Origin of the sequence: Pseudomonas mandelii (genome assembly GCF_024138395.1) — a bacterium.
Classification (GTDB): Bacteria; Pseudomonadota; Gammaproteobacteria; order Pseudomonadales; family Pseudomonadaceae; genus Aquipseudomonas; species Aquipseudomonas mandelii_E.
The window spans coordinates 1-13,140 of sequence record NZ_JAMYDU010000026.1; the positions used below are offsets into that span (position 1 = coordinate 1).

Genomic DNA, 13,140 nt, shown 5'->3' on the forward strand with positions numbered 1-13,140 from the left:
CCTGAAATACAAAACGCCCGATGCGGTGCATCGGGCGTTAGGGTGAAACAGGTGTAAACCTATTTCAGGACTAGACAAACGCCTATCAGGCAGCCGGTTCCAGCTCGGTGCTGACCGCGGCAGTCGCAGTGGCAGGCACCACCGCTTGACCGCTCAACGCCAGGTCCAGCAGTTCGCGGTTGGCGACCGCGTACATGGCGTAGTCAGTGCCGCTGGCGGCACGGATTTCCACCAGCATGGCGCGCCAGCGTTCGATCATGCCTTCGTGCTCTTCCATCCACAGCGCCAGGCGTGTTTCCACGTCCTGGGTGCCGTCGCCCTGTTGCAGGACGGAGATGGTGATCGCACGTTGTTGCCAATCGACGTCATCGCGGAACGCTTCACGGGCCAGGGCCTGCCAGTTGTTTTCAACCGGCAGAGCGCTGATCTGTTGCAGGTACCAGGTGATGTCCAGCGCGCTGCCCACGGCGAAGTAAGCCTTCGCAACGTCCGCAGGGTTCTGGCCGGTCACGTCGGAGGCCTCGATGATCGGCAACAGGGTGTACAGGTGCGAGGTGCCAGCCACCATGCGAGCAAGCAATTCCGGCACACCGGCTTCGACGTACGCCTCATAGCGAGCCTGCCAGTTCTCGTGGATCTCGCCACTCAGCAATTCGTCGAGCTTGAGACCCAACTCCTTCAGATGCGGACCGAAGTGTGCGACGTCACGGGCAGCGTTCTGCTCGTTGCGACGGGCACGCAGGAACCAGCGCGTGGCGCGACGGCCCAGACGCATCAGCTCGTCCATCAGCTCCAGTTGTACGTCGGCCGATACCTGATAATCCAGGGCTTCGATCTGACGGAACCAATGCGGGAGATGGAAGATGTCGCGCACGATCACATAAGCACCGGCCACGTTCGCCGGGCTCATACCGGTAGACTCTTTGAGTCGCTGAACGAAGGTGATGCCCATGTGGTTGACCAGATCGTTGGCGATCTGGGTGCTGACGATTTCACGCTTCAGACGGTGACGGCGCATGGCGGCGGAGAACTTGCTCACCAGCGACGGCGGGAAAGCGGTTTCCATGTCGCGGGTCAGGTAGTCGTCATCCGGCACCAAGGAGTTGAGCAGCGCTTCCTTGAGGTCGATCTTGCTGTAGGAGATCAGCACCGACAGCTCGGCACGGGTCAGGCCATGGCCTTCCGCGACACGCTCGTTGATGGCCTCTTCGGACGGCAGGAACTCGATGGCGCGATCCAGCTTGCCGCGGCCTTCCAGATCGTTCATCAGACGCTTGTATTCAGCAATCCGCGGCAAGGCACGGCGAGCCGCCAGGGACAGGGCCTGGGTCTGCTTGTAGTTGTTGCCGAGCACCAGGTTGCCGACTTCGTCGGTCATGCTCGCCAGCAACTGGTTGCGTTGCTTGTCGGTCATGTCACCTGCGTGTACCACTTCGTTGAGCAGGATCTTGATGTTCACTTCGTGGTCGGAGCAGTCCACACCACCGGCGTTGTCGATGAAGTCGGTGTTGGAGCCGCCGCCATTGAGGCCGAATTCGACACGACCCAACTGGGTCATACCGAGGTTACCGCCCTCGCCCACAACTTTGCAGCGCAGTTCGTTGCCGTTCACGCGCAATGCATCGTTGGCCTTGTCGCCGACATCGGCGTGGCTTTCGGTGCTGGCTTTCACGTACGTACCGATACCGCCGTTCCACAACAGGTCTACCGGTGCCTTGAGCAAGGCATTCAGCAGTTCGGTCGGCGTCAGTTTGTCCGCTTGAATGTCGAAGCGCTCTTGCATCTGCGGGGAAATCGCGATGCTTTTTGCGCTGCGCGAGAAGATCCCGCCGCCTTCGGACATGATGCTGGTGTCGTAGTCCGACCAGGCCGAACGCGGCAAGTCGAACAGACGCTGACGCTCGGCGAAGCTGTTGGCAGGCGCAGGATTCGGGTCGATGAAGATGTGCAGGTGGTTGAACGCTGCGACCAGTTGCAGCTTGTCGGACATCAACAAACCGTTACCGAACACGTCACCGGCCATGTCGCCGACGCCCACCACAGTGATGCTGTCTTCCTGAACATTGATGCCGCGCTCGCGGAAGTGGCGTTGTACGCCAACCCACGCGCCCTTGGCGGTAATGCCCATTTTCTTGTGGTCGTAACCAGCCGAGCCGCCGGACGCAAAGGCGTCGCCGAGCCAGAAGCCGTAGTCGATGGCGATACCGTTGGCGATGTCGGAGAAGGTCGCAGTGCCCTTGTCCGCCGCCACTACCAGGTACGGGTCATCGTCGTCATGACGCACGACGTTGGCCGGCGGAACCAGCACGCCGTCTTTCAGGTTGTCGGTGATGTCCAGCAGGCCCGAAATGAAGATGCGGTAGCAGGCGATGCCCTCGGCCGCGATCTCGTCACGGCTGCCGCCCAGTGGCAGGCGACGCGGCAGGAAGCCGCCCTTCGCACCCACCGGCACGATGACCGAGTTCTTCACTTGCTGGGCTTTTACCAGGCCCAGGACTTCGGTACGGAAGTCTTCTTCACGGTCGGACCAGCGCAGACCACCGCGAGCCACGTTGCCGAAGCGCAGGTGCACGCCTTCAACACGAGGCGAGTAAACGAAGATTTCGAACTTCGGTACCGGCTTCGGCAGCTCTGGAATCTGGTGCGGGTTGAACTTGAAGCTGAAGTAGGACTTGTTATGACCGTGTGCATCGGTCTGGTAGAAGTTGGTCCGCAGGGTCGCTTTGATCAGGTCCAGGTAACGACGCAGGATGCGGTCTTCGTTCAGCACCTGAACATCGTCCAGTGCCGCCAGAATCGCGTGTTCCAGGCGTTGCTGCTTGTCTTCCAGATCATCGCTGGTCAGCTTGCGCGCTAGGTAGAAACGGGTTTTGAACAACCGGGTCAACTCGCGAGCGATGTCGGTGTGGTTGTTCAGGGTGCTGGCGATGTAGCCCAGGTCGAAGCCCAGACGGATCTGCTTCATGTAACGGGCGTAGGCACGCAGCAGCGCCACATCGCGCCATGGCAGGCCGGCGGTCAGCACCAGACGGTTGAACGCATCGTTCTCGGCATCGCCACGCACGATGTGGACGAACGCGTCCTGCAAGGTGTCGTTGAGTTGCTGAATGTCGAGTTCCAGGCCTTCGGCGGCGGTGAACGCGAAATCGTGAATCCAGAATTCGCGGCCATTGTTGTGACGCAGGCGATACGGGAATTCACCCAGCACACGCAGGCCGAGGTTTTCCAGGATCGGCAACACGTCGGACAACGCCAGCGGCGTATCAGCGTGATACAGCTTGCAGTGCAACATGCGCTGACCGGAGACCTGAGCCAGCGGCTGATAAAAGCTCATGACCAGCGGATTTTTTTCGCTCAGGCTCAGCAAGTGCTGCATGTCGACCACAGCCGAGTGGGCGGCGAAACGCTCGCGGTAACCGGCCGGGAAGCCTTTCGGGAAGTCGGCCAGCACATTGGTGCCCTGGGCTTCGCCGAAGCTTTCGACCACCAGGCTCGCGTAGTCGTCCTGCCAGCTGCGGCAGGCCTGCACCACTTCTTTTTCCAGCAGAACCGGATCGATGTCCAGACGGTTCTTCGGATCGACGCGCAGAATCAGCTGTACACGGGCCAGCACGGACTCGGAGAAGAAGGTCCAGAACTCGCAGTCCGAGGCTTTCAGGCGGTCCATCAGCACTTGCTGGATCTTCTGGCGCACTTCGGTGGAGTAGATGTCGCGCGGCACATAGGCCAGGCAGTAGCAGAAGCGGCCGTACGGGTCTTTGCGCAGGAACACGCGGATCTTGTTGCGTTCCTGGATCTGCACGATCGACATCACGGTGGTGAACAGCTCGTCCACCGGGGTCTGGAACAAGTCGTCGCGCGGCAACACTTCAAGCACCTGGGCCAATTCCTTGCCCAAGTGAGCCTTGGCCTGGAAGCCCGAACGCTGTTCGATGATCTCGACCTTGCGACGGATGTAAGGAATGACCCGCACGCTTTCGCCATACACCGAGGAGGTGTACAGGCCCATGAAGCGGCATTCTTTAACGACTTTGCCATCGGCATCGATCTGACGGATCGACACGTAATCCGGGTAAGCCGGACGGTGTACGCGGCTTGGGTGTGCAGCCTTGGCGAACGACAGTGGCGTCGGTTCGCGCAGGTAATTGACGGCGTAATCTTCGATGCGCAAATCATCGACGGTCAGGCCGGCGCGCAGCAATTTGGTCAGGCCGAGGAACGAGTTCTGGTCATATTCGATGTGACCGCCGTTCTGATCTTCGCCCACCACGAATTCTTCGTAGCCCAGGAAGGTGAAGTGGTTGCCCACCAGCCATTCCAGGAAGCTCTTGATTTCGGACTTTTCGTCGGCGTTGATGATGAATTGGCTGTTGTCGATGCCTTCGATCAGCTCCTGGACCTTGGCTTTCATCGGTTCGAAATCGGCGACCGCCACGCGGACTTCACCGAGAACCTGCTCCAGCTCTTTGCTCAGGACATTCAGTTCGGCCGTGTTGGCGCAACGGTCGATTTCCAGGTACATCAGCGATTCTTGCAGAATGCCTTCGCCCTGGGTGCCCTTCGGCAGGATTTCCAGCAGCTCGCCCTTGCTGCCGCGACGCACGCTCAGCACAGTGGTTTGCAGGGTATGAATGCTGTAGCCGCGGCGGTTCAGCTCGGTACGCACCGAGTCCACCAGAAACGGCAGATCGTGGTGCAGCACTTCGACCGCGGTGTGGGTCGACTGCCAGCCGTGGCGTTCGTAATCGGGGTTGTAGACGCGCACTTGCGGATGCGCGTGATCGAAGCGCTCAAGCAGGCGCCACGCAGAAAGGGTGCAGCCGGCGAGGTCGGACAACCGACGCTGGGTCAGCTCGTCCAGGGAAATGATGCCGAAGAATTGTTCAGCGAACAGCGCCACTTGTGGCAGTGCCTGTTCACTGATGTGCTGCGCCAGTGCCGCTTGCAGTTGGTGCTGGAAGTCGGCTTTGCTGGCTGCGGTGAAGAACGCCATCTGTGGTACTCCGCTTGGGCTTGTTATTGATGGAAGCGTCGCGTGCAAACCCCTTTCGGGGCAATCCGTCACCCTGTTCCTGATTCTCGGGCAGAGGAAACAGGACGACAGGTGGGTGAAGCTGGACGAGACACTCAGGTCACATTCACCTTCCATTGAATGGGCATCTGCAAAAACGACTGCCGGGCTACCCTCTTTGAGTACATCGGAGCCATCGGCAATGCCTTTACGGGTGCTCATCCGTTGCGCAGCTTAACGAGTGCGGCAAGGGCCGTGCTTGCAGCGCTGCGACATATTCGGTCATCGGCACGCAGCTCGCGGCATGTGCCTCGAACAACACTAGCAGCCGCGCAGCAAAATGGGCGTTTTATGGCCGGTTTTACGGCACCCGCGTGCCAAAAATGACCAATGACACGGTGAATGTTCACGACACATCTTCTGACACTCAGCCGAGCAGAAATTCCCGAGGGCTGGCAGAATTGCCTTTTGTTACGTTCACCACGCTCGCCGAGCCAGGATTTTCCCATGCAAATGACAACTGATCTCTTGATCGTCAACCCGTGCGACGAAGAAGAAGACAACTTGGCCATGCTCTGCTGCACCAGCGCCGAGGGCGAAATGTTCCTGATGAGTCGCTTTCCGGACGAGGATGAGCTGGAGATCATCTTCCACGACAAGCCTTCGGCCCTCAACGGTGTGAAAGTCACCCTCAGCCCTGATCGCCTGCTGATCGAAATCGCCGCCGCGGACATCGATGTGCTCGATGGCGAAGATTCGCTGGAAATCCTGCACAGCACCGATGCGCAGGATTTGGCGGAAGTGGAAGAGACCTTGCAGAACATTCTCAAGGGGACGGGTACCTATATAAGCCAGCTCTGAGCTTCAAGGTTTTTATCGCCTGAACCGGCGCCTTCGCGGGCAAGCCTCGCTCCTACAGTGTTGGGTCTGCACCGATCCCGTAGGAGCGAGGCTTGCCCGCGAAGGCGTCCGACAGAACAGCACCATTCTGCGCGCTCTACAAAATCCCAACAATTTGCCCATCAATTCCCGCACTTTGCACAAAATGCCGTTAGTCGCCGCCCCCCGCGATGGATTAAAGTAACGCCCCCAGCCCTGGCGTTATTCGAACGTCTTCGGTCACCCTTTCCAGGAACAGTCATCGATGGAACATCGTGAAGCGCTGCTCGCGCTGCGAACCTTTCTTTCAACGCAGATTCTCGGCCAGGAAAAACTCATCGAGCGCTTGCTCATCGCCTTGCTCGCCGACGGCCACATGCTGGTCGAGGGCGCCCCGGGGCTGGCCAAGACCAAGGCCATCAAAGAGCTCGCCGAAGGCATCGAAGCACAGTTCCATCGCATCCAGTTCACCCCCGACCTGCTGCCGGCCGACATCACCGGCACGGAAATCTATCGTCCGGAAACCGGCAGCTTCGTGTTCCAGCAAGGCCCGATCTTCCACAACCTGGTGCTGGCAGACGAAATCAACCGTGCCCCGGCCAAGGTCCAGTCGGCCCTGCTTGAAGCCATGGGCGAACGCCAGGTCAGCGTCGGGCGCAGCACTTACGACCTGTCGCCGCTGTTTCTGGTCATGGCCACGCAGAACCCCATCGAGCAGGAAGGCACTTACCCGCTGCCCGAAGCCCAGCTCGACCGTTTCCTGATGCACGTGAAAATCGGCTTCCCTGACGCCGCAGTCGAACGGCGGATTCTGCAACAGGCCCGCGGTGAAGCGCTGCACGGCGAAACCAAACCCGAACGCCGGGTCAGCCAGCAGGCAATCTTCGCCGCGCGCAAGGAAATCCTCGGGTTGTACATGGCCGACGCCGTGGAGGAATACCTGGTGCAACTGGTCATGGCGACGCGCATCCCGGCCAAGTTCGACCCGGAAATGGCCGAATGGATCGCCTACGGCGCCAGCCCGCGGGGTTCCATCGCTCTCGACCGTTGCGCCCGGGCCCACGCCTGGCTGGCCGGTCGCGACTTCGTCAGCCCGGAAGACATTCAGGCGGTGCTGTTCGATGTGTTGCGCCACCGCATCATTCTTTCCTTTGAAGCCGAAGCCGCTGGCATCGACCAGGACCGGGTGGTCCAGCGGATTCTCGACGTCGTAGCCGTCGCTTGACCCCGATGAACGCCCTCCTGCCGCCCGAGCCGGGCATCCGTGTCAGCCTCGCCGAGCTGATCGAGATGCGCCATCGCGTGCGTGAAGTGCAGCTGTTTTCCACGCCGAGCCAGCGCAGCCCGCTGATCGGCCTGCACCACTCCAAACTGCGCGGGCGCGGGGTGGATTTCGATCAGGTGCGGGTCTATCAGGCCGGTGATGACGTGCGCAGCATCGACTGGCGCGTCACCGCCCGCACCCAGGAGCCTCACACCAAGCTGTTCCACGAAGAACGCGAGCGGCCGATTTTCATCATGGTCGAACAGAGCCGCCGGCTGTTTTTCGGCTCGGGGCTGATGTTCAAATCGGTGCTTGCTGCCCAAGCGGCGAGCCTGATTGGCTGGGCCGCCCTGGGCCATAACGACCGGGTCGGCGGGCTGGTGTTCGGCGATGACGAGCACTACGAGATCAAGCCGCGACGCAGCAAACAGAGCCTGCTGCAATTGCTTAACCGACTGGTGCGGGTCAATCAGTCGCTGCACACCGAACGCGAGCCGGACCGCGACGCCTTCGGCATTGCCCTGCGGCGCGCCCGGGAAGTATTGCGCCCCGGCAGCCTGGTGATCGTGATCTGCGACGAACGCGCCTTGTCCGACGGTGCCGAGCAGCAATTGAGCCTGTTGTCACGCCATTGCGACCTGTTGCTGCTGCCCGTGTCCGATCCGCTGGATCACGCCCTGCCCGCTGCCGGGCTTTTACGCTTCGCGGAACGGGGGGCGCAACTGGAACTCGACACGTTGAATTTCGACTTGCGCCAGGCCTATCGCGCACAAGCGGAAGCGCGCATCGCCCGCTGGGAACTGCTGGCGCAGAAGTTGCGGGTATTGTTGATGCCTTTGAGCACCCAAAGCGAAATGGTCGAGCAACTGCGCGAATACCTGAACCCGCAGCGTCCGGGGAAAAGCCGATGAGCAGCCTCGATCAACTGCAACCGCTGATTTCCCCGCCACCGATCGGCTTCTGGCCGCCGGCGCCGGGCTGGTGGCTGCTGCTGTTATTGCTACCATTGATCGGTTTTGGCCTGTGGCAATTGCGCCGTTTCATTCCGGACAAGCGCCCTGTCGTCCGCGCCGAACAACCGCTGGACCCGGTGCGTCTTGCGGCCCTGGCCGAACTCGCCCTGATGCCTAAACCCTACGACGGCGCTCCGGCCGGTGCATGGCTGCAGCAACTCAATGGCTTGCTCAAACGCCTGTGCCGCAACCATTACCCCTACAGCCAGAGTCACACCCTTAATGGGCGCAAATGGCTGGCGTTCCTCGATAACCGCTGCCCGGCCGCCGGCCTTACGCGCTGGATGGTACTGGTGGAAGGCGCCTACAAACCCGAATGCAAACTCGACGACAAGGCCATCGCTGGCCTGACTCAAGCCGTCGACACCTGGATTCGCAAACATGTTTGAGTTCGCCTGGCCGTGGATCTTCGTCCTGCTGCCACTGCCCTGGCTGATGCGGGTGCTGCTGCCGGTGGCCGACAGTGGCGAACCGGCGCTCAAGGTCAGTTTCCTCAGCGACCTCGAAGGCCTCGCTCGCCGCCGCGCCCGGGCGAATCTGCCGGCGTGGCGCCAGCAAGCCCCATTCATTCTGCTGTGGCTGTTATTGCTGATCGCCGCGGCGCGCCCGCAATGGCTCGGCGAACCCCTGCCGATTGCCGCCAGTGGTCGCGATCTGCTGGTGGCGGTCGACGTGTCCGGCTCGATGGATTTCCCCGACATGCAGTGGCAAGGCGAAGACGTCAGCCGACTGTCGCTGGTGCAGCATTTGCTCGGTGATTTTCTCGAAAGTCGCGACGGCGACCGGGTCGGGTTGATCCTGTTCGGCAGCAAGGCCTATCTGCAAGCGCCACTGACCTTCGACCGGCACACCGTGCGCGTATGGCTCGACGAAGCGCGGATCGGCATCGCCGGCAAGAACACCGCGATTGGTGACGCCATCGGCCTGGGCCTCAAACGCCTGCGCCAACGCCCGGCACAAAGCCGCGTGCTGATTCTGGTCACCGACGGCGCCAACAATGGCGGTGAGATCGACCCGCTGACCGCCGCGCGACTGGCGGCCAGCGAAGGCGTGAAAATCTACCCGATTGGTATCGGCGCCGATCCGGAACAAGGCGGCACCTTGGGATTCCTGGGCATCAACCCGAGCCTGGACCTCGACGAACCGGCCTTGAAAGCCATCGCCCAAGCTACCGGCGGCCAGTACTTCCGCGCCCACAACAGCGAGGAATTACAGGCGATCAAACGCACCCTCGACCAACTGGAACCCGTGACTCAACAACCCACCCAAGCCCGCCCGGCCCAAGCGTTGTATCACTGGCCTCTGGCGATGGCGCTGCTGTTGAGCATGCTGCTGGTGATCCGCGAGCGCTGGCCGGACAACCCGTTGCAACGGCTGTTTACCAAGAAGCTGTTTTTGCAAACGCAACTGCCCGACTGGCGTCAACGGCTTAAACGCCTGCGTCTGCGGAGGCGCCGATGATTGCGCTCTGGCCGCACTGGTTCCGGCCCTGGTGGCTGCTGTTGTTGCCGTTGCTGGGCTGGTTGCTCTGGCAACTCTGGCACCGGCAGAAACGCGCCGGGCGCTGGCAAATGATTTTGCCGCCGGCCTTCCATGCCGCGTTGCTCAGTGGTGGCAGCGGTCGCGAGAGCAAACTGCCATGGGTCGCCCTGGGCCTGGCCTGGGTGCTGACGGTGCTGGCCCTACTGGGGCCGAGCTGGCAGCGCGTCGAACAAACCAGCCAGAAACCCGCCGACCCGCTGGTAGTGTTGCTTGAGCTGACCCCGGAAATGCTCGCCACCGACATTGCGCCGAATAGGCTCGAACACGCCCGGCGCAAGCTGTTCGACCTGCTGCAAAACCGCAGCGACGCCCAGACCGCAATCATCGTTTACGCCGGCAGCGCCCACACCTTGGTGCCACTGTCAGATGACCTGTCGACCAGCCGCAATCTGGTGGATGCCCTCAAGCCATCGCTGATGCCCCTGGCCGGTCATCGTGCCGATCTGGCGGTGATCAAGGCCCTTGCGCTGCTGGATCAGGGTGCCCTCGGCCAAGGTCGGATCCTGCTGATCGGCTCGTCACTGACGGAACAGGAACGCCAAGGGATTCGTCAGGCGCTGGACGACACGTCCACGCAATTTCTGATGCTCGGTATCGGCACCGCCGAAGGTGCGCCGGTTGCGCAGGACGACGGCAGTTTCCTCAAGGATGACGTGGGCGCAATTCTGGTGCCCCGCCTGGACGGCCCCAGCCTGAAAGCCTTTGCCAACGGCCTGGGCGGGCGTTATCGCCAGGCGCGTCTGGACGATGCCGACCTGCGCGGCCTTGGCCTGTTCGACGGCCCACGGGATCTGCGCAACGACGGCCAGACATTGCGCCTCGATACCTGGGCCGATCAGGGCTACTGGCTGCTGCTGCCACTGTTATTACTGGCCGCCTGTGCCGGGCGCCGGGGTTGGTTGTTCTGCCTGCCGTTGTTGTTCATGCTGCCGCAACCGAGCTACGCCTTCGATTTCGAAGACTTGTGGCTACGTCCCGATCAGCAAGGCCTGCATTTGCTCAAACAAAAGCGCCCGGCCGAGGCCGCGCAGCATTTCGAAAATCTGCAATGGCAAGGCGTGGCGCTCTATGAAGCCGGCGACTACAGTGGCGCCGCCCAGCGGTTTGCCCAAGGCAACGACGCTCACGCCCACTACAATCGGGGTAACGCCCTGGCCAAAAGCGGTGAGCTGGAAGCGGCGCTGGATGCTTACGATCAAGCGCTGGAACGTCAACCGGATCTGCGCCCCGCCCTGACCAACAAGGCACTGGTGGAAAGTCTGCTCAAACAGAAAACCTCAGCGCCGCCCGTCGAACCGGACAAAGCCGCCGATGGCAAAACCGAAACCATCACCCAGGAACCGCCGCCGGGCAGCGCCACCCAACCCAGCGATGGCCAGCCGAAAACCGACGCCGAGCAGACCACGCCGGATGCCGGGCAGCCACCCACTACACCACCGCAACCGGGCGCCAATGAAGTCCCGGGCAGTGAGTTGGGGGATGAGCAAAGCACCACGCCACCGCGGCGCCCGGCCAGCGACATGATTGAAGGCGAACAGCTCCAGGCGCTGGAGCAATGGCTGCGCAAGATCCCGGATGACCCGGGCGAACTGCTCAGACGCAAATTCTGGTACGAACAGCAACAACATCAGGATCAGGGAAAAACTCGATGACCCGCTTCACCGCCTTCTTGCTCGCACTGTTGCCCACCCTGTTGCTCTGCACCGTTCAGGCTCAGGCTACGGAACTGGTCGCCAGCGTCGATCGCAGCCGCCTGAATTCCGGCGAGACGGTCGAACTGACCCTGGAGACCAGCGACGTGACCCAGTTCGGCAAACCCGACCTGACCCCGCTGGAGCCGCTGTTCGAAGTGCGCGGCACCCGCCAGGTCAACCAACTGAACACCCTCAACGGCAACACTCAGGCGACCACCCGCTGGATCATCACCCTGCTGCCCCGGCAAAACGGCAGCGTGGTGATTCCATCGCTGCAACTGGGCGACGTCCAGAGCCAGCCGATTACCGTGCAGGTGATCGAAAGCGAACCCCAGGACAGCAGCAATACACTGGCGCCGGTGTTCATCGAGGCCAGTCTCGACCAGAACAGCGTCTATGTGCAGGCTCAGGCGATTCTGACCTTGCGCATCTATCATTCGGTGTCGCTGTACGACGACAGCAGCCTGACCCCGTTGCAGATACCCGATGCGCGCATCGAACAGCTGGGCGACTCGCGCACCTACGAAAAAGTCATCAACGGATTACGTCATGGCGTGATCGAAATGCGCTACGCAATCTACCCACAGCACAGCGGCGAATTGACCATTCCGGCGCAGATGTTCAGTGCCACGCCGGTCGATACCCGGCCGTCCCAGGACGCAACACCCCAAGGGCCAAAACCGGGCAAGCAAATGCGCGTCAAATCCGCCGAGATCCCGCTGACGGTCAAGGCCAAACCCGGCACCTATCCGGCCGATGTGCCCTGGCTGCCGGCCCGCAGCCTGAGCCTAAGCGAAAGCTGGAGCCCGGAACCGGATCACGCGCAGGTCGGTGACTCACTGACCCGCAGTCTGACCTTGAACGCCGAAGGCCTTGCCAGTTCGCAATTGCCACCGTTGCCCGCCACCGAGATCAACGGCCTGCGGCGCTACCCCGACCAACCGGTGCTCGGCAACCAAAGCAGCGAACGCGGCTTGATCGGCAGTCGTGAGGACCGTGAAGCCCTGGTACCAACCCGCACTGGCAACATTGATTTGCCGAGCGTCGAAGTGGTCTGGTGGAACACCTTCGAGGATCACCTGGAACACAGCAGTCTGCCGGCCCGCACGCTGCACGTGGCGAGCAATCCGAGCCTGATCGTCGATGCCCCGGCGGGCAGCCCGCAGACAATGTCCGACGCCAACAGCGAAGCCCTCTGGTGGTGGAAACTCAGCAGCATGATTCTGGCCTGCACCACCCTGCTGGGCTTCGGCCTCTGGTGGCGCGCCCGCTCGCAACCGGCGATCCTGCGTGCCGCCCAAACCGGCCCAAGCCCACGCACCTTGCTCGACGACCTCAAACGCGCCTGCCAGGCCAACGACTCCCACGCCACCCGTCAGGCCCTCGACGCCTGGGCCCGACAACAACCGGAAACCCTGGCCGACATGGCGGCGCGCTTCGTGCCGCTGTCCGATGCGCTGGACGGCCTGAACGGCGCGCTGTACAGCGAAACCGGCCAGTACTGGCAGGGCGAGGATCTCTGGCGCGCGATTCGTGCGATCCCGACGGCCGAAGGGGTTCAGGATCTGGTTGGCGATACCGGGTTGCCGCCGCTTTATCCGAAATAGAACCAAAAGACACACCAATCCCCCTGTAGGAGCGAGGCTTGCCCGCGAAGAACGATGACGCGGTCTGACAAATGCATCGAGTCATCGTTCTTCGCGGGCAAGCCTCGCTCCTACAGAGACTCGTGTTCCT

Annotated in this window: 8 protein-coding genes; 7 read left to right on the forward strand and 1 reads right to left on the reverse strand. The window is 61.7% G+C overall.

Features of this window, described 5'->3' with window-relative positions:
* Positions 1 to 85 precede the first annotated feature (85 nt).
* Entirely contained in the window at positions 86 to 4,993 is a 4,908-nt protein-coding gene (locus NHU87_RS24510; protein WP_253553123.1) for an NAD-glutamate dehydrogenase, read from the reverse strand.
* A gap of 525 nt (positions 4,994 to 5,518) precedes the next feature.
* Here NHU87_RS24510 and NHU87_RS24515 point away from each other — a divergent pair.
* The 7 genes from NHU87_RS24515 (at position 5,519) to NHU87_RS24545 (ending at position 13,010) form a co-directional block, all read left to right on the forward strand.
* Entirely contained in the window at positions 5,519 to 5,872 is a 354-nt protein-coding gene (locus NHU87_RS24515; RefSeq protein WP_253553125.1) for a hypothetical protein, read from the forward strand.
* 283 nt (positions 5,873 to 6,155) lie between these two features.
* Positions 6,156 to 7,115 (forward strand): AAA family ATPase, encoded by a 960-nt coding sequence (locus NHU87_RS24520; protein ID WP_095053787.1) that lies wholly within the window; start codon positions 6,156 to 6,158, stop codon positions 7,113 to 7,115.
* A 5-nt stretch (positions 7,116 to 7,120) separates the two neighbouring features.
* Positions 7,121 to 8,065, forward strand: a complete 945-nt coding sequence (locus NHU87_RS24525; protein WP_253553128.1) for a DUF58 domain-containing protein — start codon at positions 7,121 to 7,123, stop codon at positions 8,063 to 8,065.
* On the forward strand, positions 8,062 to 8,556 hold the full coding sequence (locus NHU87_RS24530; protein WP_253553130.1) for a DUF4381 domain-containing protein: 495 nt from the start codon (positions 8,062 to 8,064) through the stop codon (positions 8,554 to 8,556). Before NHU87_RS24525 ends, NHU87_RS24530 begins: the two co-directional genes overlap by 4 nt.
* Positions 8,549 to 9,628: a vWA domain-containing protein gene (locus NHU87_RS24535; RefSeq protein ID WP_253553132.1), complete on the forward strand. Its 1,080-nt coding sequence runs from the start codon at positions 8,549 to 8,551 to the stop codon at positions 9,626 to 9,628. Before NHU87_RS24530 ends, NHU87_RS24535 begins: the two co-directional genes overlap by 8 nt.
* Positions 9,625 to 11,361, forward strand: coding sequence for a tetratricopeptide repeat protein (locus NHU87_RS24540; protein ID WP_253553134.1), 1,737 nt, complete (start codon positions 9,625 to 9,627; stop codon positions 11,359 to 11,361). Before NHU87_RS24535 ends, NHU87_RS24540 begins: the two co-directional genes overlap by 4 nt.
* Positions 11,358 to 13,010 carry a BatD family protein gene (locus NHU87_RS24545; RefSeq protein WP_253553136.1) on the forward strand — a complete coding sequence of 551 codons (1,653 nt, stop codon included), beginning with the start codon at positions 11,358 to 11,360 and terminating at the stop codon, positions 13,008 to 13,010. The genes NHU87_RS24540 and NHU87_RS24545 overlap by 4 nt, the downstream gene beginning before the upstream one ends.
* The last annotated feature ends 130 nt before the right edge of the window (positions 13,011 to 13,140 follow it).

Excerpts from the sequence above, each read along its gene's own strand:
- NHU87_RS24510 (WP_253553123.1), bottom strand. The coding sequence starts at position 4,993 with ATGGCGTTCTTCACCGCAGCCAGCAAAGCCGACTTCCAGCACCAACTG.
- NHU87_RS24515 (WP_253553125.1), top strand. The coding sequence starts at position 5,519 with ATGCAAATGACAACTGATCTCTTGATCGTCAACCCGTGCGACGAAGAA.
- NHU87_RS24520 (WP_095053787.1), top strand. The coding sequence starts at position 6,156 with ATGGAACATCGTGAAGCGCTGCTCGCGCTGCGAACCTTTCTTTCAACG.
- NHU87_RS24525 (WP_253553128.1), top strand. The coding sequence starts at position 7,121 with ATGAACGCCCTCCTGCCGCCCGAGCCGGGCATCCGTGTCAGCCTCGCC.
- NHU87_RS24530 (WP_253553130.1), top strand. The coding sequence starts at position 8,062 with ATGAGCAGCCTCGATCAACTGCAACCGCTGATTTCCCCGCCACCGATC.
- NHU87_RS24535 (WP_253553132.1), top strand. The coding sequence starts at position 8,549 with ATGTTTGAGTTCGCCTGGCCGTGGATCTTCGTCCTGCTGCCACTGCCC.
- NHU87_RS24540 (WP_253553134.1), top strand. The coding sequence starts at position 9,625 with ATGATTGCGCTCTGGCCGCACTGGTTCCGGCCCTGGTGGCTGCTGTTG.
- NHU87_RS24545 (WP_253553136.1), top strand. The coding sequence starts at position 11,358 with ATGACCCGCTTCACCGCCTTCTTGCTCGCACTGTTGCCCACCCTGTTG.